Origin of the sequence: Odoribacter lunatus (assembly GCF_943193135.1) — a bacterium.
GTDB lineage: Bacteria > Bacteroidota > Bacteroidia > Bacteroidales > Marinifilaceae > Culturomica > Culturomica lunata.
On sequence record NZ_CALPCZ010000004.1, the window covers coordinates 42,807 to 66,863 of the forward strand.

The following is a 24,057-nucleotide window of genomic DNA, read 5'->3' on the forward strand; positions in this document are numbered from 1 at the left end:
AAAAAATTAATTAATACTACATATACCCTTTCACTAACTTTTCCGCTTTACTTCTTCCACCCCCTTTACCTGGCTTATACAGGTCATTACCGCTGTCAAATCCTCCACGGAACAAACCTCAAATCCGAAAATACAATCGGCAATACAATCCTTCACCGTAATCTCCAGCCCGTCAATCGGTAAATCCAAATCGACGGAAATCACTTTTACCAAATCGAAAAGCAACTTATCCCTATCCACGCCCCGGACACGGATAGACACGGGAAACCTCTTTCCCCTGTCCACCTGCAAAGAAACAGGGACAATGGAATCCCCCGCTTTCGCCGACAGGGAAATCGCCGTAGGACAATTACGTTTGTGCACGGTAATAGTTCCGTTCTCATTCTTAAAACCCGACACCTCATCCCCCGGCAACGGACGGCATTCCGGACAGAGACGATACACCGAACCCCGGCGTTCCGCTCCTATCTTCCGCAAATAATTAGTAACGGCCTTGCGGGCCTTGTATGTCTTGACAAACTCCAGCCACTCCCGTTGCGGACAAGCTTCCCGCTCCGTACCTATCGCCACCCGGTCGCCCCGCTTCAGCACCGTGCACAACGGAGCCAACAACCCGTTAATCCGGGCATATTTCGCGTGATTTCCGATATCCGTATGTATCTCATAAGCCATATCCACAACAGTCGCGCCCTTAGGCAACACAACACTGTGACCTTTCGGGGTAAAAACAGTAATATCGTCGTTATAAAAATTACAGACAACATTCTCAATAAAACCGTCCTCCTTGCTGCAATCCGCAATATCATGCAATACGGCTTTGAAATTCTCCACCCAATGCTCCACACCCTTTCCTGCCGCCACACATCCCAGCGCCGAATTATACTCCATCCGTTCCGACGCCACATGCACTTCGAGCCAGCGCCCGTTGGTGCACATCACCTTGCAATGAATCGCCTGGTACCCGTTCTCCTTCGGAGAATCCACATAATTCACCAAACTGCCGGGCTTCTCCTTATACAAATCCGTCAAGACGGAATAAATCTCCAGGCACTGGTTCTTCTCGGAAATCAAACGGTCGGGATTATTCTCAAAAACAATCGAAACAATCTGCAACGGCTCCACCTGCCTAAAAGCCAAACCGGACAACTGCATCTTCCGCCAAATCGCACACACACCGCGGTTCTTGCAAGTCACCCGCGCCTTGATACCATTCTCCTCCAGTCGTCCCCGTACTTGCCGCAAAAACTGTTCCATCGTCTCCCGGTTTTCCTCTTCAAAAGCGGCAATCTGTCCTTCCAGTTCCGCATACTCCAGCGGCGTCCTGAAACGCAGACTCAAATTCTCCAATTCCGTCTTCACCCGGTACAACCCCAGCCGATTAGCCAAAGGCGCATAAAAATAGTCCGTTTCCCCCGCAATCTTCATCTGCTTTTCCGGCCGCATACTATCCAGCGTACGCATATTGTGCAGACGGTCGGCCAACTTAATCAACAATGCCCGTATATCGTAATTAATCGAATCAAGCATCTGTTTGAAATTATCCAACTGCTTGGACATCTCGTACACCGTCTTCTTCTGTTTCGTCACCACCCTCACCAAAAACGCGACATCCTCCCCGAAACGGTCACGTACTTCTTCTATCGTGTAATCCGTATCCTCCACCACATCATGCAAAAGCGCAGCTATAATCGGGTTCGTGCCCAACTTCAGTTCATCGGCAACAATCGTCGCCACGGAAACCGGATGAATAATATAAGGATGGCCGCTCTTGCGGTACTGACCCTCGTGGGCTTTCCGGGCAAATTCATACGCTTCCCGGATTCTGCTCAACTCCTCTTCGCTTCTCCCCGCCGCCGCCTTCTCCATCAGAAGCGCCCGCCTCTCTTCCAATATTCGGTCAAAATCTTCCTGTGTCTGCATAATACGCCGCATTTAATTCCACACATGTATGCAAACATAATAAAATAAAACAGCGTCCGAAAAATTTCCCGTATTTTTTTCAGGACAGCACCGAACTCCGGTACACCAAAAGCCGCCCGTCCGTATAAATTTTAAAAGTCGTTCCCGTCGCCTCATTCAGCGTCCCCTGCCACCAATTGGTAAACACCGACAACGGATATACCAGATTTTCTCCTTTCAGTCGGGTACATCCCATATTGAAAACAGAAACCTGTTGCCCCGGAAAGGATTCAAACTCGGCATCCCCCTCCACCGGCGTAAAAAGGCCGTAATCCGTCAGCATCCGCACCCGTACCTGCCGCATATAGTCCGCCAACAGACTTATATTACCCAGCGTATGGTCCTCCCGCTTGCCGGTAGCCCCCAAAATCAAAATATCCTCCCACCCACGACCGAGACAAAAACGTACCGCCTTAGTCAAATCATTGGTCTCCTGTTCCGTCTCCCGGAAAATCAGCGGGGCATACTTCCGGCAGAAAGCCTCCGGCAGCGAATCCCCGTCCCCCACAATCGCCTGCGGTTCGCGCCCGTGCCGTACCAGAGCGACTGCCGCCCGGTCGCAGCATACCACTGTCTTCGCCGCATCCAGCAAGACACGCGCCAACGGGTGACGGGGAAAATTCCCATCCGCCAATATCACCGTTTCCGGACAATTATCACCCGACAACAAAGGATAGTAATTCATCACACCTTATTCTTTTTGTATCATCCGACACCATTTAAAATACCCAAAGAAAGCAATAATTGTGTACAATCCATACAAAACGGCATAAAAAGGCAAACCTTTGTAGAAATACAACCCGCAGCTCACAGCATCCACCACAATCCACACGAGCCACTGCTCAGCCTGCTTGTGGGCCAGCATCCACATGGCAATAATACTCAATGCAGTCGTCAAGCTATCCGCCCATGGCACCGTACTGTCCGTAAAACTTATCAACACCCAGGCAATCCCTCCCAACAGTACGACTACCACCACCAACAACAGCGGAACCAAATTCACAGGGGTATGAATCACCGGCAACTCCTTTTTACCGGATACCCCCCGCAACCACAACAACCACCCGTAAACGCCGGCCAACAGATAATACACATTAATACCGAAATCAGCGTACAATCCCGCACGGTAATACACCAGCAGGCTGATGGCGGGCATCACGATACCCGCCACCCAAAGCCAAATACTCGCTTTGTATTCAAACCAAAGATAAAGTACGCCGACAAGCGTTCCGGTTATTTCCAGCCAATCCATATCCTGCATTAAAAGCGAAATGTAACATAAGCCAGCGCATTCACTCCGGCATTCGGATAATATGCCGCATAAGGCACAATTTCCGGACGCACGCCTGCCGGTTTCGTCCCGTCCGCAGACGGATACACAGCGGTACGGCTCGCATACCCGTTACTCTCATATACCTCATCAAACAAATTGTAAACGGTGACACCAACTGTGACCGACTTGAGCGAAGGCAATCTAAACGTATAGCCCACATTCAAATTACTGACAAAATAAGCATCCAGCGTACAGGCATCGTCGCCCGAATTGTTCAGATATTGCTTGCTCACATACTGCGACTGCAACGAAGCATCCAGCCCCTTGTAATTGAAAGCAATCAGGCTGTTCAACATAAAATCGGGAGAAAACGATATAGGCGTCGAGCCCAGATAAATCGCCGTCTGGGAAATTGTTCCGTCACTATTGTACATATCATTCCACTCGGCATCCACATCACTCAGATACTCGGTGTAATACTTAATGCGATTGCGGCTCCACGTGGCATTCACATCCCAGCGCAACCAATCGGTAAACTTCACACCGACAGAAACTTCCGCCCCGGAACGATAACTGTCCTTCACATTGGCGGAAACCGCCTCCCCGATTTCATTCAACTGCCCCGTTAGCACCAACTGGTCTTTGTAATCCATGTAGTACAAATTCACGCCAGCCATAAACCAACGGGAACGGAACGAATAGCCCAGTTCATAATCATGCAGGCGTTCGGCCTTCGGCAATTCGGTAAAAAATCCGTCCGTATAATTATTGCGGGTCGGCTCCTTCTGTGCCACGGCAAAAGAAGCGTAAACATGGCTCTTATCACAGATTTGCCAGAAAATCCCCGCCTTCGGATTAAAGAAACTAAAATCCTCATCCAGATTCAGCGGCTGCATGCGCCCGGCATTCCAATCCCACGTATCATTGATACCCTTTATCGTATAATGAATATAGCGGTACTGCAAATCGGCATACAGATGCACCCCGCGCAAAAATTCGTAATTGACCCTTCCGTAAATATTGGCATCCGTTTTCTTGCCCGTATTCTCATAATAGGTATGATCCGGTAACAAATCCCCGATATAATTCTTCACCCACAAGACATTCCCGTCGTGGTCGTTCACATACTTATTCATCCCGCCGCCGAGAGAAAACTGCCATTTTCCGGTCTGCCCGTTCAACGAAAAGACCATCCCGCCGAAATCGCTATCGACATTCTTTCTCCGAATTAAATCGCTCTTCTTCACCGGAGCATCGCTGCCTCCCACATAAAAAGGCTCCAGCCCGTACTCCTTCAGCGTGCGCTGATTCTTATACTCCTGGTAATACCCCGACCCGTCCGTATAGTGGAACGCCACATTCAGATTCCACACCGGATTGAAAGCATGATTAAACAGCAACTGGTAGTGCGTCTGATTATACACATCCAACTGGTCGTCATAGAAACCGACAACTTCCGAACCCACCTTTATTTCACCGTTCGGATTATAGGTACGGTCCGTTTTCAACATCTCCTTCGGGATACCGTCCCACGCATGATACGTCTCCTCCCGTCCGGCAAACGTAATCAGTTTCACCGTAGTCTTATCGCCGTAATAGCCTGCCTGCGCGAAATAAGACTTTAACTTTGCTGATGCCCTATCACGATAGCCGTCACTTTTGATATGGGAAAGACGCACATCCATCCCCCACCTGCCATTCAGCAGCCCCGTTCCGGCCTTCAACGTCTCTTTCTGGGTACGGAAAGAACCGTAAGAACCGCTCAACTCCGCATACGGGACACCGACGGAACTCTGCGTCTGCATATTGATACTCCCGCCGAATGCTCCCGCCCCGTTGGTCGAAGTACCCGCCCCCCGCTGAATCTGCAAGTCCTTCAAAGAGGAAGCGAAATCGGGCGTATTCACCCAAAAAATAGAATGGCTCTCGGCATCATTCATCGGGATACCGTTTGCCGTCACATTGATACGGGTGGCATCCGTCCCGCGCACCCGAATCGTTGTATAACCGATACCCGACCCGGCATCCGTCGTCGTCAAGACCGACGGTGTCATAGTCAGAAGAAAAGGAATATCCAACCCGGCATTCTGTTTCCGAATCGTTTCCTTATCCACATTCACAAACGCAACGGGCGTTTGAGCCGTTGCCCTCGTTGCCGTCACCTGCACCTCCTGCAAGTCGATACGCCGCAACGTGTCGGCGGACTCCTGTTCCGCCAATGCCAGTAATCCACTCAACTGCAAAGCGGTTACCATCCAACATTTTTTATTCATCTGTGCTTTAAATTATAACAGAAAGGCGCACATCTGTTATAGAATCCCTTCGCCGGCATTACCCGGATCAGGTTCAATGGGTATAATCTCAGCCCGTCGTATTCAGGCACCCCTTTCTGAACGTTAATACGTGGGCAAAAGTATACAAAACCGCAAACAAACGCAATACGGAAACAGATTTTATTTTTCAAACGAATATCATGACAAGAAGCAGAAAGACTATCAGCAAGGATTTTGGGATTGAATAATAGCTGAATCTAAAAAGAGTATGTTTTTTTGAAGTGCCCCCCAAAAGTTTTGTGTCCAACTTTTAGGGGGCACTTCAGACCGGCAAGGTTGCATAAATAATCAATACATAAAGCCGCATTAGTTAGATTTATTATTGTATTATCGGCAAAAATATCCGTAATCTATTGATGTATTTCTCAAACTCCTTGCTTTCGCTCGGATATACACAAATAATATCTAGTGTAGTGGGAAAATATTCGTGGTATTTTTTGAACAAAAAATCAAAACGAATGTCATAACAAGAAGGCTCTATTTGAGAAGATAATTCAAAGTCCGGAAGAGATTCCAGAAAATACAGAATACTATTTCTGAGATACTGATTTTCACTCCATGCATATTGTTTAATTACTCTCCCCGTACTATCAAGTGTTATTCGTGCTATAACATGCACAGGAGCCGAAAGACTATCAGCAAGGACTTTGGGATAATGGGTATATTTCCTTAAAAGCTCCAAAAAATGAGCATAACCACCCGGAAAATGAAGTTTTTCAGAATGCATTAATTCATTGGAATATATTTTCAAATCATCAGAAAACCAATCCGGCACAAGGTTATACGCTTTATATAAGAATCCCAAATGAATTTCATAAAGACAATTTTCAATTCGAGCCGGAGTTTCAAAATCGGGAAGAGAATCTAAAAAATGAAGAATATCATTCTGAAAGAATTCATATTTACTCCACGCTTCCCGTTTTATTATTTTTCCTGTACTATCAAGAGTTACCCGGGCAATAACACGAATATTTTCAACAAGAGTATCAGCAATAGATTGCGTATAGCAAGTATGTTTCCTTAAAAGTTCTAAAAAATGAAGATAACCACCCGGGAAAAGCGGTTTCTCATTGCGGCAGGATGTATAATTGTATATCTTAAACTCATTTGAATTTTTGCTCCGCCGCGTTTGACTGTATAAACTTTTTATAAAGAAACTTAATAATATTACTCCAATCCAAAGCCTCATAACAATAGAATATCATAATCATTTGTTGCATATCAACATTCAATAATAGCTGAATCTAAAAAGAGTATGTTTTTGATGCAAAAATAACCTCTTTTTTTCAAACGGAATATCCATTTTCAATTAACGCCTGCAACAAATCAATAAGTATTTGATATTAAAAATGTTATTAGTCTTTATATAGTTAAATTAGATACATTCGGCTTAATGACCAATCCCGTTTTTCTAAACCTATCGTTTTGCTACCGAAAACCTATCGTTTTTGATTCGGAAATGATTGGTCTGAATTTTCACACTTTTAAGAACACTACCAATATTGTCTTTTAGGGACTTTTTGTCTTACAGGCGATTCATTTCTTCTTTAATTCCGGATTTCTTATCGAATTTGTTTTTTCCACAAAATAAAAAAACTCAATTAATTTTCATATATGTAATTTATAAGTTACCTTTGTGTAATGAAAACAAGAGAAGTCATAACATATAAAGAATACTTCGATGAGTTTTTCAAAGAACAATCACCAAAAGCTGAAATTAAAAAAGCTGAAAAATTAATGGATGAATATTACAAAGAAAAGAGAACAGAGAAAAAAGATGAAAACTAAAACATTAGACCAAATCAAAGAACAATACTACGGAGAAGCAGGCACTACTGAACGTGACAGAATCGAAAGGGAACTTGAAGCATTGCGTATCGGTTTAAAAATACGCATGGCCCGAGAAAAAAAAGATATGACCCAAACAGAATTGGCAAACCGAATTAATAAAAAACGAACTTTTATATCCAAGGTCGAAAATGACGGGGGCAATATTACCCTCAAGACCTTATTCGACATTGTTGAACGCGGTCTCGGAGGCAAATTAAATATTGAAGTCCAGCTATAAACTTATTTTAATTATACCAAAATCCGTATAATTAATATAACGCAAAATCTTAAAAATCATCTGCATTACGGTAATTAATTTGCCACTTATAGCATCTTCCGCCAAGAGCGTTGATGTTAATAAAAGTAATGTACCCGGATTGATTCCGTTCATAGGGCAGAATTCTACATTCCCCTTATTAATATATCAGTTTATAATAATATTGCATAATGATTTTTCAGAATAAAGTATTTTTACATTAAATGTTGCGGAGGAAAACACAATATTATTAGTATCAATCTGATTATAGCTCTTTATTTCAATCTTACACGGACTTAAATACTTTTCTCCATTAAATTTTATTTCATCAGAACTATTAATATACAAAATTCCATATATATTTTCGTCACTATTATAGAATTTTATTATTTGCCCTGATTGGATTAAATAAATTTCGTCCAATCTGTTAAAAATTATATGTGTAGAATCATCTATAATCTGAATCTGACAATAAAGATATTGAGGATACTTAATAACTAAAGAAAAGATAAATAGTAAAACTAACATAAATGATACAACCAATGTCCCATATCTAACAATACGGCTAGGTATTTTACCAATGATTTTTCTAGTTTTTTCACTTCTAAGTTGCAAATCGTTGTCTTTCATTATTTATTCCCCTAGTTCTAATTGATTTTTGATAAGATTAAAGTAATTTTTTTTCAATTTTATCAGTTCTTCGTGAGTACCACTCTCTACAATACTTCCATTATCCAACACGACAATCTGATCCGCATTCTTTACCGTACTCAATCGATGAGCAACTAAAATCACAGTTTTATTAATAAAGAAATCGGCTAAATTTTCTGTTATACGCCTTTCGTTAGTTGCATCTAAAGAATTGGTCGCTTCATCAAAAAAGATGAAATCCGGATTTTTGTAGATAGTCCGAGCAATTAATATTCTTTGTTTTTGTCCTTGGGACAATCCTCTCCCCTCATCGCCTATAATTGTATTAAATCCTAATGCCAGATTTTCTATAAAATCAGAGATACAGGCCTGTTCAGCCGCGTATCTTATTCTTTTTTCATCTATTATGTCATCATGTATCGCAATATTACGTGCAATAGAGTCAGAGAATATAAAACCATCCTGCATAACTGTACCACATTGACTCCTGTATACATTGGTATTGATGTCATTAAGATTATAATCTCCAATGCATATCTCTCCTTCCTGTATTTTATAATATTGCAATAGTAATTTGATCAGAGTTGTCTTACCACTTCCACTACTTCCAACGATAGCGGTAATTTTCCCATGTGGTATTTCGAGATTTATATTGTTCAAAACATTCCTAGTGGTTCCATCATAACAAAAAGACAAATTTCTAATTTTCAACGTTTTGTCCGTAAAAACAGGTGCGATCACGGGACGATCTGAATTTTCTTCAGATTTTTTCCTGATTTCATTAATTCTGTCAAGACTGATAGACGCGTCTTGGGAATCATATATAAACTGCGCTATTTGTTCGATAGGTGAAGTTAATTGACCGATTATGTACTGAATAGCCAACATAGCACCTATAGTCATATCACCATTAATAACGGAGAGTGCAACAACGAATGTGATAATGATATTTTTGGATTCATTAATAAATAAATCTCCACTTTCCTGCACTTGCCTCAGTTTAAGAGCTTGGGTGTTAATCTCGAAAAGACCAGCCTGAGTATCTTCCCATTCCCAACGCTTTCTCTGCTCACAATTCTGGAGTTTGATTTCCTGCATTCCATTAATAAGCTGAAAAGTTTTATTTTTTGCCGTAGATTTCTGATTAAAGTACTTGTAATCGATCGCCTCCCTTCGTTTTTTTAAAATTAAAAGCCATAGCGCATACAAACTGCTTCCCAAAATAAAGATAAAACAAACAAAGGAATTGAATATATATAATACTATCCCGAATACAATTATTGAAAAGAAAGAAAAAATTATTTTTAGAAATTGAGTTGTAAAAAACTGCTCTATTCTTTCGTGATCGTCAATCCTCTGAATGAGGTCTCCCAAAAGCTTCGAATCAAAAAATTGCATTGGCAATTTCATCAGCTTAATAAAAAAGTCTGATACCATAGAAAGATTAACTCGTGTACTAAGGTGCAACAACAACCAGTTTCGAATAAATTCGATACTCATTTTTCCTATGAGAAACGAAAATTGAGCCAAAAGAATTATGTAGATAAAATTAATATTTGAATTTTCAATACCAACATCTACAATCGATTGAGTTAAAAATGGAAATACAAGTTGTATTAAACTCCCCACAATTAATCCAACAAGAAGTTGAAAGAAGTATTCTTTATATTTTTTGAAATAAGTAAATATGTATGTAAAATCTAAAGTTTCTCGAGATTTATTTTTTGAGTCTATAAGTTTTTCTGGACTCACCAATAACACTATCCCCTTTGCTTCATTATCCCTTGTAGCTGCAATCCAATTACTTTTAAATTCTTCCTCTGTATATTCAAGATACCCCAAAGCCGGGTCTGCAATAAAAAAAGTATATTTTTTACCCTTTTTCTTTATTTTGTATAAAACTACAAAATGATCTTGTTCCCAATGCAAAATCATAGGAAGAGGAGCCTCATAAACAAGTTTATTCATATTCAAGTATCCCCCTACAGTCTTAAATCCAAAATTTTCAAGGATTCTTGATATTTCACTTAATAGTACTCCGAATTTAGATATCTTACATAAATTACGTATCTCATCTGCTGTATAATGAAGACCATAATAATTGCATAACATCATTATACATGCAGCCCCGCAATCCTTTTGATCATGTTGAATATATATTGGAAATTTCTTACTCATGAAGTCGCTTAAGTTCTTGATCGTAGTTAGATTTCCTGCGATAAACATTTCTATAATTGTTGAAATTATATCTTAATGTCAGCCTAATATTTCGGGAGTCCATGTTATTGTATTGCCCGGACTCAACATACTCATACTTATCAAACCAATCACTATATGATTTTCTCAAAATATCATTCACAGATAGGTTTATACTCAGTTTCCGTTTAAAGAAGTATCGCGTTAGTAAAACAGAGAGTTCATGTGATGCGGTAAAATTTGTCATCAAGTCAATATTCTTGCCTTGGTAATTATAATTCATGGATAAAAATGTATTCTTGGCTATAGTGAAATCAGTTGATATTTGAACATAATATGATTCCTTTTTTTGTTTTAAAACTGATCCCATAAAAGGTATTTTCACATTAGGGAATGTTACTCCCGCATCAACACCTAAGCCAAACCAGTTCCATTCATTGTTATAAGAGACACCTATATCCCATTCTTCTGATTTATCGATATTCATGGGAGTAAAAATTATAATCTCCGGATGATCCGTATCCTGAATCCCTGATAGCAAAATCGGATTTTTATCATAGTCGTAACTAGTATATATATTTAGATTATCCCATAAGGTAACATCTATCGTTGCATTGTGATTAATAGTAGATTTGAGTGAGGGATTTCCTATTTTATAAGACAGATTATTCAGATATTGTCGTGCTGGATTTAACTGCCCAAATGTAGGCCTCATTATCTTACTTGTATAGGTTACCGAAAAATCAAATATTTTTGAGAAATTATTAGAATACAGTTTCACTGATGGAAACCATTTAGAATCTGTAGCATCAATCCCCCTACCATTGGCTTTAGCATTGTAAACCGAATTTTCGTTTCTAAGGCCTATCCGATAACCAATAGCCTCCAAATCATGTGTGAATTGGATATAGCCAGCGTAATTATCATCGGATATTGTGTTGTCGGTTTGATAATCGTCTATCGTGGATTGGTATCTAATCTTACTACCTATATTACTTTCACTTCTGCCGTATCTTGCACCTAATAACAGCTGTAAATTGTCGTTAATGTTCCATTCATACTCCAATTTTAAAATCTGTGCATTAGATTTACCCGTATTGTAATAAAGAATTTGATTATCATTCTCCAACACATGTGAATCCTCAAAAATGGTTTGGTTTACGGTCATATTATAATATATGCCATCCCCCCAGAAAGATAATTTATGATTATCAGAAGGAGTAAAAACGTAAGCAATACTAAGGATATTGGGACTTGATTTATCCTCGCCCGTATCTGTTATTGTAAATTCATTCCGGATGATATCATCCCGATAAATCGTTTGTTCTCCGCGGTTATTAGATTCTTTCTCATTTGCTGCAAAATGGTATTGGAAGGATAAATCGTGCTTATGAGAAAATCGATATCCCGCACCAATCATCAACTGATGTTTTCGTCGATTGTAAATATTTATAGATGATTCAACGTTTCGTATAACGCCCGATTGCAGGTAATTGTATTCATAACTATCAATATAGTCTTTATTGCTCAGGTCGTTATAATCATATCCTAGATAACCTCGAAATTTTCCTTTACTGACATTGGCTCTAAGTCCTGCGATATCTGAATATTTCCGACTAAATATAGACGTATTATATAATTGAATAGCAATACCCTCAAGAGTCCCTCTTTTAGTCCTAATCCTAACAACAGAAGTAACGTCCGCAGCGTATTTGGCCGACGGATTCTTATCTACATCAAAGGAAACAATTTCATTCGGCTGTAGCATTTCTACCTCAGAAAAAGAATTTACTCTTTTGCCATCTATATATATTTCAGGAGCTCCCCGACCGATTACAGAAATTCCATTGTTATCATTTCTGACACCCGGAGCACGCCCCAAAATATCTTTAATTGTCTGAAGATGAGCCAATGAGGTATTACTAACCTGCACTTCTGTTTTTCCCTGTGTGTATCCAATTTGGGGACGTTTATTTGTAATGGTAACATCATCAAGAACATACGATGTTGCTTTCATAACGATGACACCTAAATCAACAGAAGCCGTCAACGATATTGGTATAAATATATCTTTGTAACCCATGGAAGTAATAACAAGATAATACTCTCCAGCTTTATCACAGGTTATATCAAGATCACCATTATAGCAGGTCGTACCTGTTATTAATATTGAATCTTGATTATATAGCAATAAATTACAATAGTCGATATTAGTTGAGTCAGTTGCAATAATTATCCCTTTTATCCGTACTATATCCTGAGTATAACCCGACAATAGGAAAAATATCGTAATATCGAAAACAAGCAACCATTTTCCGAGCCACCCCATCTTATCTATATTCCTGATTAATAATTTGCTCGTATTTATTATCCAAATACAGAGATAACTCTTCTTTGTCTATTGGACACACATTATATGGTGTTCTATTTGTTTTTCCCTCAAGCCGGAAATACGAACATCCTCCATCACATACTGGAAATAGAAAACAGTCCGCACATTTCGAGTCTGTATGCATGTCACATCCTATCATATATTTTGCAAACAGATTCGGATTAGTAAGTTTTGGTTCAAAAATGGAACCGATTATTTTATTTTTCTTACCAATATCAACCCAACATTTGTACAAATTACCACAAGGATCAATAATAAAATTATTAATTCCATCAGCAGTACACCCACCAATCTGATAAGACGGATAAAAATCGACAGGAATCTTATATGTTTTATATAAATCTACAAAAAATCTGACTTTATCTTTATTAGTACAAAGTTTTACTTTGCATTCTCCGTGATCATCAACATAGCAAGGAGATATACTATATTTCTTGCCCCTCCATCTTTTATTAAGCTGATTCCACAAAATTGGAAAGTCATCTTTGTTTTCATTAGTAATGTTTACCCGGACAATTACAAGTGTATCTGGCAATTCAGAAAGACATAAATCTATATTATTAAGTATTGTATCATAAGTACTAATTCCCAATTTATGGAACCGATATTTGTCATGTGTAGATTGAAGGCCATCAATTGTAATCTGTACAATTGATAAACTCTTATCCTTAAAATAATTAATGAAGTCTTGATTAACCAAATATCCATTGGTTACTACAACATTATCTACTTTATTAAATTTATTAAGATTTAATGTTGCATCAAGAATGTTTTTAATGGAAGAAAACTGTAATAAAGGCTCTCCACCATACCATGTATATTTCAATGTTTTTACATCGTATTTTTTTATATATTCTATAATACCTTTTTCTACTTTATTGCTCATTGATACAGGCATAATACCTGTTTCATAACAGTAAGGACAAGCAAAATTACACCCCGTAGTTGTTGCTATTACCAAATCAAGAGAATCACTATAAAAACTATTTCTGTATTTTAAGAATTTTTTTTGCAAAGCAATGGTATATTCCTCATCCTCTGTCACAAAGATTTTTGCACTATTTAATACAGAAAATTCCTCTTCTGAAAATTTTTCTTTACAAATTTCTATATCATTCTTCCGTTCCTGTAAAAATTCATATGTATCCTCATCCAATTTCAAAAATGCATTTGTCTGCGAATTATATAAAAAACAACCATATTTTTCAGACCGATACATATAGTTGTATTTTGACCATCTTTTCATAGCTTTAAGTTTATTCAGCAGCCTTTATAAAATAAAGACTGCTGAGATTAATCAAATGCTGTTACTTACATTACCAAATCACAACAGCATTTATTGCTTCTACTTCCTGGGAATTTCCATATTTAACTTTTACAGTCCCATCTTTGCATTTGTTTTTCACTTTTTCACAAGCTCCCCCCACTACGTTATCAAGTTCAACGGTCATAATATCAGAAGGTGCAACTATAAATTCTAATGTATGTTTCATATTATTATATTGAGATATTCATTCAAATTATATATTAAAACAAACATTACCAAGCAGATACAGTACTAATTTCACACTCTGCCATATCATAAGTTATATCAGTTTCCCCTTTTTTACACTTATTCTTCACTTTCTTACAACCTCCTCCCATAATGTCATTTAATTCTATTGTTAATATGTCAGAAGGTTCCACTACAAATTCTAATGTACGTTTCATAAATTTCAATATTAAAGTTAATAAATATAGCACACTTACATGGCTACCTAATAAACGGTATTACCAGTACCCAAATAGTTTATTCTAAGATTTTATAAATAAAATAATTACTTAGCCATCACCATCAAAAGTATTATCCAGGTGAATCAAAGGAAATAATAGTTGATTTTTTCATGATTAAAAAATTAAATTTTAATGGGCTGCATTTATAGTGGCGTCCCCCTTTTCACTTATATTTTTACAACGATGCCAACATCTACGAGAAACTTTTAAACTGACATTATTCACCAAAACAACATGCCGAGGTTTGTGAGTAACAGTTTCAACAAAATGAGGATTAACCCAAGTAGTCCTATTTATTCTAATAAAGCCGCTTTCTTCCACACTCTGCTGCACTCTATCTGAGGCTTCCATTTCTATTTTATCGCAAATAGAATATGCTACTGCTAGATCTTCCCTAAATATGATATAAATAATATTACTTATCAACTTAGAATATTCCGTTGATTCCGCCATATTATTATAAACTAAAGTAACCTACCCAATGACGAATATTCTCATTTTTAATATCTATCGTATAGTTTCCTATTGGCAAATCGGAAACACTAAATTTAAATGTTCCTATATCCGCATTAATTTCTTTGCTATATTGAACCATATTGGCACCATCTATTATTTGAACAGAAATGCGGCCCATTGTTGGGTTATTAAATACCATAATCATTTGTTGCATATCAACATTGAATAATAGCTGAATCAATGGTACACTACGAGTTAAAAGTTTATCATCTTCCGTATAAATATCTCGTAGTATTATTTCTTCATCCGATACAAGATTTTCTTTTGCTTCACAATAATAAAAACAAATACATGTGAAAAACAATACTTCTATAACTAACTTTATTTTTCTCATAACGATTTAAGTTTTATGATTTATTTGTGTTCAAAAATAGACGAATATTTCTAAACATCGCCCTATCAGCATCTATCAAGTCCCCATAAAACAATTTGATTATAAGATTATTACAATAATAAAATCTAACACGTTCTAATAAGATAACAAAAGGCGAAAACCGACATCGATTTTCGCCTTTATTTAATTCAGAAGTAAAATTTTAACGTGATTCTGATTTCAAATATTCCAATACTTCTTTGATATAAACGGTAAGGGATTTTTGAAGACCCATTCTTTTACCCAATCTGTTGCAACGGACATATACATTATCCACTCTGATGTTATACAATATACTTATCTCCTGTGGAGAAAACCCGGAACTTACGAAAGCACACAATTCAAGTTCGTCTTTGGTTAAATCGTGGTTCTCCTTAAGATAATCCATAATTCCGAAATAATTTTCATTTACAATGCTCACCAAATCGACAAGCGTATGCCGGGTCAAGGTATTGATATTTACCAATTCCTTCACCTTACGTGAAAACAAAGCATCCGGTTTTTCGTTATCTCCGTATTGATATAATAGGTCGGATATCTGTTTGATAATTTGCAACCTCCGCACCAAAGCTTTTTTCAATTCTTTTTCCTTTTCAACGGATTCATTCAGCCTCCCGATAAAATCATTCCTATTCTCTTCGTATTTCTGATTAAGTTCTTCTATAAAAGCTACATAATGGTCTATCTGTTCCTGCCTTTGTCTTAATATTTTTTTACGCCGAATCGTAATAAAAACAAAAAACACGATACTCAATACCACCATAAATAATAATACCAATACCCATATCGTTTTTCGGTTGCTATCGATTTGCAGACGGTAATTTTGATTCAGTAACTGTTCATTGCGGTATTTTTCTTCGACTTGTGTGATATTATCCTGTCTCACTTTGTTGTTTAACGAATCAGACAACTTTTGAACAATCAAAGCATATTCATAGGCCTCTTTATAGTTTTTATTATTCGCCGCTATCTTCCTCAATTGATAATGAACTGCCAACCGTTGCTTCAGAGAAAGAGTGAAAGAGGTATCCGCCAGTATCCGATTCAGATAAAACCGGGCTGAATCATCGCGATTTTCATGCAAATAATAATCGGTTAATCCGTAATAATAAAGGAACTTATTCTGCTTTTCCCTATAAACCTGACCTATCAAATCTTTTGCCTCCCGATATTTATGAGAATCAAAATATATAGGAATCAAACATTGATTCACATAGGTATAAAACATCATATCCCCTCGTTGCCTCGCTTTTTCCTGGGCTGTTAAATAATAATAAAGACTACTATCCGGTTGCCCCATCCTCAAAAAACATTTGGCAATACTTGCCAATTGATAATTAGAATTTTGTGTATCTTGAACAGAAATAAACTCGTGCTCTGCTTTTTGAAAATAATACAATGCTTTAGACGTTACATATTGTTCATAATAAAAACTTCCCAATTCATGATAAATCAATCCCAATAATTTCGTAGCATTCGCTTGCTGTGCATATTGTTCTGCCGTAACAAGATAATGAGTGGCTTTTTGTATACTATCCGAAAGTCCGGTGATTTTACCTTGATAATAATTAATCTTAGCTATTTTAAGGAAATCATCGGTATGTACATAATAGTTCAGTGCAATTCTAATCATAGAATCAGAGTTCACAGCGCGCATGGTTTTAAAAGAGGCTTCCGTAATTAATAGAGCATAGTCAGCTCTATTTTTCTTCGTCCTCATCTCTCCTATATTTAACTTATTTAAAAGAAGGTAAGCACTATCCGGATTCTGAGGCAATATCCGTTCTATATCGGATAAATACTCCTCCACCCTATGCTTCTCATGACATCCAGCCAAAACAGTCAAAAGAAGAATAAAAAAAACTATTTTATACATAAACCACGCGATTAAGAGAAAGTAGCGGTTATAAAAATAGTTATAAATTATAAATAAACAAACTATTATTAATTATCAAATATTAATCCTATTTTTGAAAATAAAATACAATAAAAATGAAACGACTCGTCATATTCGATTTGGACGGAACACTGCTTAATTCGCTGGAAGATTTGAGAGCTGCCGCCAATTATGCATTAAAATGTTTCGGATACCCGGGACACGATTTGGAAGCCTATCGGTATTTTGTCGGTAACGGTATTACCAAACTAATTGAACGAGCCCTCCCCACCAACGCAAGAGCAACAGAAAATATCATGCAGGTAAGAAAGGTGTTTATTGACTATTATCAAGCGCATAAAACGATGCTGACCCGCCCTTATCCGGGAATATGCGAGTTGCTGTATCTGTTACGCCAACGGGGAATTATCCTGGCGGTTGCTTCCAATAAGTTCCATGAAGCGACCTGCGACCTGATTCATTTTTATTTCGGAGACAATACTTTTGATGTGGTCTCGGGACAAAAAGAGGGTATTCCCGCCAAACCACATCCGGATATGCTGGAACATATATTGAAGGTAACAGGAGTAAAAAAAGAAGAGGCCCTATATGTGGGAGACTCGGAAGTAGATATGCACACAGCCACAAACTGCGGCATTGAATCTGTCGGAGTTACGTGGGGATTCCGTCCCCGTAAAGAATTGGAAAGCAGCGGAGCAAATCATATCGCAGACCAACCTGCGGACATCATAAACTGGTTAAAAGAATCATAATAATCCCAACTCCTTGAACATCTGCCCGTAAACAGCGGCTTTTTCCTCCAAAGGTTTCGGATAAGCCCTCGAAGAAGAAGGCATGCGATATAATCTTAAACGACGAGCAAGATAATCAAATTCGGCATACTCTCCCACTTTGGGTGCCACCACGGGAAGCAACTCCAACAAAGTATCGGTGGCTTTCTGGCCGGTAGTCACAATAGCCCGGCACGAAGAAAGAAACTGCAACGCCTTTTCTATATCCAACGGTTTTATCACTTCCAGATACTGATCGGAGGCATTCCCTTTACGCCTCACAATCTCCACCGCCGTATCCGACAGAGCAATTCCCTTCTCTGTCAAAAAAGCACATATACGTTCTTTGTCAAAAGCCTTCTTTGTTTCTGAAAGAAAATACTCTTTATTCCCGTAAAAAACAATTCCCATAATCCTCCACATATCATTCTGCAAATTGGGATAATAAAAATCCATCGACCACCTTGCTTTTTGCGGAGGAAAGCTACCCAACATCAATATGCCAGCCCCTTTCGGGAAAAAAGGCTCCAAAGGATGTATTTCCGACAGACTGTTTTCCATTTAAAACTCGTCTTCCATTTGATTCATCTGATTGCTGTTCTCTTGTTGAGAAGAACGGGCACGTTGCGATTTACGTCCCATCTGCATATTTCCGAAACTATATGTAAGAGTGAAACGCACCGTACGCCCCATTCGCCAGTTTTCACTCTTTTGGGCAAATCCAGCTCCGGAAGTTTCCGTCTTCCATTTCCGTGAATTCAACAAATCCCGACCATTAATACTCATACTGAGTTTCTTATCCAAAAACGATTTTCTCAAACCGGCATCCAAGGAATAATTTGCATCCCGATGTCCCTGGGCTATCAGTTGGCGGGAGTTGTAATTTCCTGTTAATTGCAAAGAAAAAGAAGCCGGTAATGCCACATTGGCAATCATCCTCGCCGTCCACGAAAAATCCTCATTCCCTTCCCCTACAACCGGTTTTTCCGCACCTTCCGGCAAATAAGAAAATCCATCCAGCTTGCTATAATATAAATTTAATGTGGTCGTCAAATCCAATACCCGTCCGAAGTTATTTTTTGCAACGAACTCAGCTCCGGCAGACTGTGTCTGTGCCACATTCTCAAATGTACTCTTCATTATCTGGTCCTCAATATAACTAATTCGCTGAATAACATCCTCCGTATTCCGATAATACAATGAAACGGATAACGTATGATTATCCCAATTCTTAATATAATTCAATTCATAGGAATTGGAATATTGCGGAGACAAATAAGGATTACCGAAAGAGATATTCGTAGAGTCGGTAATATTCAAGAACGGATTAAGCTGTCCTCCCCACGGCCGGGAAATACGGCGCGTATAATTCAATTGAATCTCATGTCCGGCAGGCAATTCATAAGAAAGAAATACACTGGGGAATAAACTGAAATAATCATTTTTATGCCACGGTTTATCTCCTTTCGTCTCACCATATCCCAATGATTTTGTTGTAACCTGCGAATACTCTTCCCGCAAACCAAGCTGAAAGCCGAACTTTTCAATCCGTCCGGAATAAGTAAAATAAGCCGCATGAATATCCTGATCATAGAGAAAACGGTTATACAACGCCGGATCAGGAGTAGCCTCCGCCTCCGTCAGTCCCGAAAAAGTCTCTACCGGGCTATTTTGACGCGAAAATGTTCCTTTGTATCCCGCTTCAATTTTACTATTTTTACTAAATTCATTCAAATAATCACCCTGCACCTCCCAGGAATGAGAACGCACATCATTTTTCTGTCGCTGGTAAGAATAAAATTCAGCCCCATCCGTAAATAGCGAATATTGATTGTAGACACTGGCTCCGTCCATATTCCATTTATTCCAGGAAACAGACAAATCCAAATTACTCTTCTCACTGAAATCATGTTTATATCCCAACTCTATATTTCCACCGGTCATATCATTATCTGAAGTTGAAATACGGGTACTGTTGATAAATGACCCCGGTACGGAACTTTCATAAAAAATCCTATTTTTCTGATAACGTCCTCCGAACATACCGAATGCCCCCCAATTAAAATGATCCTTCTTTGTCAAATGATAAGTCAAACCTGCACGGGCAAACAACGGTCCACCGTGTCCGTCATTTTTTGAATGTTGGTTTAAATAAGAAACAGCCTCCCCTGCCTCATTTAAATTATTACGCTTAGACACGCCTCCCCCTTCAAACATTCTCCTCCGATATCCCAGGCTAGCATAAGCATCCCATTTCCCGGTATTAAAATTGATATTACCGCTGGCATTCCATCCGCCCCGCGTATCCACCCCGGCTTGCAAACTTCCGTAATAACCCGCCTTTCTATCCTGTTTCAGTACAATATTGATAATTCCGGAAGTTCCCTCCGGACTATATTTTGCCGAAGGATTGGTAAGCACTTCTATTTTTTCAATACTTTCCGCAGGTAATTGCTCCAAAATCTGTGCCCGGTTATCTGCCGAAAGTCCGGACGCTTTCCCATTAATCCAAATTGTCACACTAGAGCTCCCTCGCAAAGACACTTCTCCGTCATTATCCACTTCGACAGAAGGAATATTACTCAACACGTCACTTGCCGAACCGCCTGTAGAGGAGATGTTTTGATCTACATTAAATACCTTTTTATCTATTTCAAACTTCATCTGTGAACGCTGTCCGGTAATCTTCACTTCCTCCAGCATCTGGCTATCATTTTTTAAAGAAAGAGCCGCAAAATTCACATCTTTCTTTTGCGGCGTAATAGTAAAATTCTTTTCCAATGTATTATACCCGATAAATGAAACGACCAAAACATAGGAACCCGGCTCCAGATTCGCTATATGAAACATTCCCATCTGGTCCGTAATTGTACCCGTCAAAGGTGTCGGAGAATCCACTTTCCGTACACCAACATTTACAAACTCCATCGCCTCTCCCGTTTTTCCATCCGTTACCTTTCCTTTTACACTCCCGATTCCTGCTGCCCATAACTCCATTGGTAACCACACAACTACCCACAAAATAGCAATAACTGATTTTTTCATACTCTTTTGTATATATTTTCTGATTCAACATTACTATTGACAAATTCCAATACGCAAGGTTTATTATATTTTTTATTTTTTTAGACAATCTCCCCACCTACAATACAAAACAATCCATACACACTCTCTATAAGAAAGAAATACAGCCAGAACGAATCTTTTTCCGTTCTGAGCTGTTCCAGAACGGAGATGATTCGGACTTGAAACGGAGAAATAACGGCAATGAACCCTCAAATCACACTTATGGAACGAAGAAAAAAGAGAAGAAATTACTTTTCGACGCAGCATATTGACATCACTAACTACCAGTGCCCGTTCATTTTAATCGGTACAACCCTTATTTTTACAACTTCACAGAATGTGGAGACAAATGCAAATCGTTATTCATCAGCACATTCCACATACGTGTTGTACTGCACTTTTTCAGCCATTTTGGAAAATCCCGTCATCAAACACAAACCGCTAATTGACAGAAGATTCCCGCATTAATGTTACAGAACGCTTGGTATGACAAATGTAGTATTTTTCTTGGAATTGCATTTACAAAAAACGATTTTTTAATCGGTCATATTTTGAACAGAAAACATATCAGACATACTTTAGTATTCAAAAAATATCTACATTTTCACAATACCCAAAGAACACAATTGTTTACATACTTAGTCACGGACAAGATTACACCTTTGAAAATTGTCAACTTTTTCAGTTCAAGTCAGTAGATCTTAATGATTAAGAAAACTATTTTAATTTATCTATTGTCTATTTTGCAACCTATCAATTAACAGTGAGCGAACAACTTCATAACCCTCTTGAGGATTAAAGTTTTCATCAGGACGAAGTAATTGTTGAGTATCTCCTAAAAATTCTTCATCCTGCATTTTATCTTCCATATTAATAATAAACTCCTTGTATGTAGGAATATGATCAACCACGAAACCCATATATTGATGATAGCATTTCAGTACATTATCAATATTAAGTTCTTTGGTTGTCAAAGCTTTATATAAATCATACAAATCTCTTCCTTTTCGTCTCTGATATAATGCTCTAAGTTTAGTACCTACAAGTTCATCAAGCTGGTATGTGAGAACATTGCATTCTCCTTGATACCACTTATTTGAAACAGAAAATGGTATTTTTTGCATTGGCAATACATTGAAGTGTTCCTTGCAGTTTATTTCCACCTTCAAATGAATAGGTACAACAGGAGGTATTTCAGATTCCATCCTAAATATCAAAGTGTTATTGTTCTTTTTTTGTTTAACCTTCGGTTCCCCAAGAAAAGACAATGCATCTCTAATATGGTCGTATGTCTCTTTAATCGGTTCTGCTTTAATCTGAACCAAGTCAATATCCTCACTATAACGAGGTTGAGACGAAAGATATAGTTTGTGCAGAGCCGTACCACCACGAAATGCAAGATGAGAAGCCAAATACTCATTTTTATAAATTTCAGTTAGGGCTCTACAAATAAGCAGATCTTGTTCTACCTGTTCTGATTCAGTCCAGGGAACAACTTCATTCCATTCTCTAATCGCAAATTCGGGTATCATTCGTCTATTTCTATTTCTTGGTTAATAATTACTTTCCATTTCTTATCAATCTCACAATCTTCTGTTGATTTACCAATTTTGAATGGAATATTTCTCATTGTTAGGGAAGCAGAAATCTTGGATTTAAATCTATCTGCAAGATCTTCTCTTTCCAAAATGGATTCTAATATATATCCCAATCTTTGATAGATTGGGGTCGGTGCAAGGTCGAAAAAGTCTTTATCTAATTTGTCAAAATCAATACTATCGACTAATTCATTTAGGACAGTACACACCCTATTTAAACCTCCTATGTGTTTTTCATTTTCTATTAAATCTATGGCTGTCAATTCTGGAGATGCTACATTCACATAACCGGATTGAGCCTTATGTTTTCGTATATACTTTTCAGGAATATCTTTCTTAGAGAAGAAAAGAATAGAAGTGCCAGTTTTGGTTGTATTTCTCAATTTGGGAGCCACTGTCATTACAGAAAAGGTTTGTGCCCTCTGATGGGATGCTCCATAGAAAGATGCAGCATTTAGTAAACTGACATAATACTTCTTGTTCAAAAATGACATTAACGCATCTATGTAAAACACCGGTGGAATAATCGCTTTTAGGGCAAATTCAATCGGCATGATAACATAAAAACCTTTCCAAGGAGAAATAATTTTCTTCTTTATAGTTAGGCGATATAACGAGGTTCTAATATAAGCATCACTAAATTGAGGAAAGTTGCTTTTAACATTCTCAATTGTGAAAGTGTAATAGCCTCTCATTACCTTTTCATCAATCCAATCTGATAAACTATAATCTTGCCGTTTCATAGATTCTGCAATACGATTGCGAATATAATCAATTTATGATGATTATTGCAACTCCATTGCTAATTATTTCGTTCTGTATGGTAATATTTGTTGTTTCTCTTACTTTTCAATACTATAAATAGGTTGATTCCACGCTTTTTTCTCTGATACAAACTCACCAACACTCTTTGCCTTATCCTACTCGCCTCATAGGTGTTCAACCTAAATGCAAGGGCAATGACCATTTCAAGGCCGTAGAATGTAGCCAAACTTTTAGGTGTCGCCAATTTGCATAGTTGGGTGGTTGTAGGGCAAAGTGTGCCACTCCTGTAAAAATCTATGGAACAAACTAGCAATTTTTTATAGAAAAACAGATAGAATAAAAGTTTAACTCGGGCTTTAATCTTCTATTTTAGAACCCATTCCCGATAAACAACTTTACATTTTTTGAA

At 38.1% G+C, this 24,057-nt stretch carries 21 protein-coding genes and 1 riboswitch; of the genes, 3 read left to right on the top strand and 18 right to left on the bottom strand.

What is annotated here, in order from left to right:
* Positions 1-33: 33 nt before the first annotated feature.
* From NFR61_RS03150 to NFR61_RS03170, 5 genes are all read right to left on the bottom strand, one after another.
* A complete protein-coding gene (locus NFR61_RS03150) occupies positions 34-1,920 on the bottom strand; it encodes a RelA/SpoT family protein (RefSeq protein WP_251620531.1) in 1,887 nt (628 codons plus the stop codon).
* Positions 1,921-1,999: 79 nt separating this feature from the next.
* Positions 2,000-2,644 (bottom strand): thiamine diphosphokinase, encoded by a 645-nt coding sequence (locus tag NFR61_RS03155; protein WP_251620657.1) that lies wholly within the window; start codon positions 2,642-2,644, stop codon positions 2,000-2,002.
* Positions 2,645-2,650: 6 nt separating this feature from the next.
* The gene (gene pnuC, locus NFR61_RS03160; protein WP_251620533.1) at positions 2,651-3,211 is read right to left on the bottom strand and encodes a nicotinamide riboside transporter PnuC; all 561 of its coding nucleotides are present in this window, start codon (positions 3,209-3,211) and stop codon (positions 2,651-2,653) included.
* An 8-nt stretch (positions 3,212-3,219) separates the two neighbouring features.
* Positions 3,220-5,505 (bottom strand): TonB-dependent receptor, encoded by a 2,286-nt coding sequence (locus NFR61_RS03165; protein ID WP_420910095.1) that lies wholly within the window; start codon positions 5,503-5,505, stop codon positions 3,220-3,222.
* A gap of 27 nt (positions 5,506-5,532) precedes the next feature.
* Positions 5,533-5,629: riboswitch (TPP riboswitch) on the bottom strand.
* A gap of 255 nt (positions 5,630-5,884) precedes the next feature.
* Positions 5,885-6,754: a hypothetical protein gene (locus tag NFR61_RS03170; RefSeq protein ID WP_251620535.1), complete on the bottom strand. Its 870-nt coding sequence runs from the start codon at positions 6,752-6,754 to the stop codon at positions 5,885-5,887.
* A 452-nt stretch (positions 6,755-7,206) separates the two neighbouring features.
* Between NFR61_RS03170 and NFR61_RS03175 the strand changes: the two genes are divergently transcribed.
* Together NFR61_RS03175 and NFR61_RS03180 are read left to right on the top strand one after the other, a co-directional pair.
* Positions 7,207-7,353 carry a hypothetical protein gene (locus tag NFR61_RS03175; protein ID WP_251620536.1) on the top strand — a complete coding sequence of 49 codons (147 nt, stop codon included), beginning with the start codon at positions 7,207-7,209 and terminating at the stop codon, positions 7,351-7,353.
* Positions 7,343-7,633, top strand: a complete 291-nt coding sequence (locus tag NFR61_RS03180; protein ID WP_251620538.1) for a helix-turn-helix domain-containing protein — start codon at positions 7,343-7,345, stop codon at positions 7,631-7,633. The genes NFR61_RS03175 and NFR61_RS03180 overlap by 11 nt, the downstream gene beginning before the upstream one ends.
* Before the next feature lie 186 nt (positions 7,634-7,819).
* Here NFR61_RS03180 and NFR61_RS03185 read toward each other — a convergent pair whose 3' ends face one another.
* The 9 genes from NFR61_RS03185 to NFR61_RS03225 form a co-directional block, all read right to left on the bottom strand.
* Positions 7,820-8,281 carry a hypothetical protein gene (locus NFR61_RS03185; RefSeq protein WP_251620541.1) on the bottom strand — a complete coding sequence of 154 codons (462 nt, stop codon included), beginning with the start codon at positions 8,279-8,281 and terminating at the stop codon, positions 7,820-7,822.
* A gap of 3 nt (positions 8,282-8,284) precedes the next feature.
* On the bottom strand, positions 8,285-10,480 hold the full coding sequence (locus NFR61_RS03190; protein WP_251620544.1) for a peptidase domain-containing ABC transporter: 2,196 nt from the start codon (positions 10,478-10,480) through the stop codon (positions 8,285-8,287).
* Positions 10,473-12,827: an outer membrane beta-barrel family protein gene (locus tag NFR61_RS03195; protein ID WP_251620546.1), complete on the bottom strand. Its 2,355-nt coding sequence runs from the start codon at positions 12,825-12,827 to the stop codon at positions 10,473-10,475. The genes NFR61_RS03190 and NFR61_RS03195 overlap by 8 nt, the downstream gene beginning before the upstream one ends.
* Position 12,828: 1 nt before the next feature.
* The gene (locus tag NFR61_RS03200) at positions 12,829-14,136 is read right to left on the bottom strand and encodes a radical SAM/SPASM domain-containing protein (protein WP_251620547.1); all 1,308 of its coding nucleotides are present in this window, start codon (positions 14,134-14,136) and stop codon (positions 12,829-12,831) included.
* Positions 14,137-14,206: 70 nt separating this feature from the next.
* On the bottom strand, positions 14,207-14,383 hold the full coding sequence (locus NFR61_RS03205) for a hypothetical protein (RefSeq protein WP_251620549.1): 177 nt from the start codon (positions 14,381-14,383) through the stop codon (positions 14,207-14,209).
* Between the two features lie 46 nt (positions 14,384-14,429).
* On the bottom strand, positions 14,430-14,600 hold the full coding sequence (locus tag NFR61_RS03210) for a hypothetical protein (RefSeq protein WP_251620552.1): 171 nt from the start codon (positions 14,598-14,600) through the stop codon (positions 14,430-14,432).
* Between the two features lie 192 nt (positions 14,601-14,792).
* The gene (locus NFR61_RS03215; RefSeq protein WP_251620554.1) at positions 14,793-15,116 is read right to left on the bottom strand and encodes a LytTR family transcriptional regulator DNA-binding domain-containing protein; all 324 of its coding nucleotides are present in this window, start codon (positions 15,114-15,116) and stop codon (positions 14,793-14,795) included.
* A 4-nt stretch (positions 15,117-15,120) separates the two neighbouring features.
* Positions 15,121-15,513, bottom strand: coding sequence for a DUF3244 domain-containing protein (locus NFR61_RS03220; RefSeq protein ID WP_251620556.1), 393 nt, complete (start codon positions 15,511-15,513; stop codon positions 15,121-15,123).
* A 202-nt stretch (positions 15,514-15,715) separates the two neighbouring features.
* Entirely contained in the window at positions 15,716-17,428 is a 1,713-nt protein-coding gene (locus NFR61_RS03225) for a tetratricopeptide repeat protein (RefSeq protein ID WP_251620558.1), read from the bottom strand.
* A 116-nt stretch (positions 17,429-17,544) separates the two neighbouring features.
* On the opposite strand from NFR61_RS03225, the gene NFR61_RS03230 reads away from it, so the two are divergent.
* Positions 17,545-18,201: an HAD family hydrolase gene (locus tag NFR61_RS03230; protein WP_251620560.1), complete on the top strand. Its 657-nt coding sequence runs from the start codon at positions 17,545-17,547 to the stop codon at positions 18,199-18,201.
* Here the strand turns inward: NFR61_RS03230 and NFR61_RS03235 are convergent.
* From NFR61_RS03235 to NFR61_RS03250, 4 genes are all read right to left on the bottom strand, one after another.
* Positions 18,196-18,780, bottom strand: a complete 585-nt coding sequence (locus tag NFR61_RS03235) for a uracil-DNA glycosylase family protein (RefSeq protein WP_251620562.1) — start codon at positions 18,778-18,780, stop codon at positions 18,196-18,198. The two genes, NFR61_RS03230 and NFR61_RS03235, sit on opposite strands and share 6 nt — an antisense overlap.
* Positions 18,781-21,264 carry a TonB-dependent receptor gene (locus NFR61_RS03240; protein ID WP_251620564.1) on the bottom strand — a complete coding sequence of 828 codons (2,484 nt, stop codon included), beginning with the start codon at positions 21,262-21,264 and terminating at the stop codon, positions 18,781-18,783.
* Positions 21,265-22,016: 752 nt separating this feature from the next.
* Entirely contained in the window at positions 22,017-22,817 is an 801-nt protein-coding gene (locus NFR61_RS03245) for a nucleotidyl transferase AbiEii/AbiGii toxin family protein (protein WP_251620566.1), read from the bottom strand.
* Positions 22,814-23,626: a type IV toxin-antitoxin system AbiEi family antitoxin domain-containing protein gene (locus NFR61_RS03250; RefSeq protein ID WP_251620568.1), complete on the bottom strand. Its 813-nt coding sequence runs from the start codon at positions 23,624-23,626 to the stop codon at positions 22,814-22,816. The genes NFR61_RS03245 and NFR61_RS03250 overlap by 4 nt, the downstream gene beginning before the upstream one ends.
* Positions 23,627-24,057: the final 431 nt, after the last annotated feature.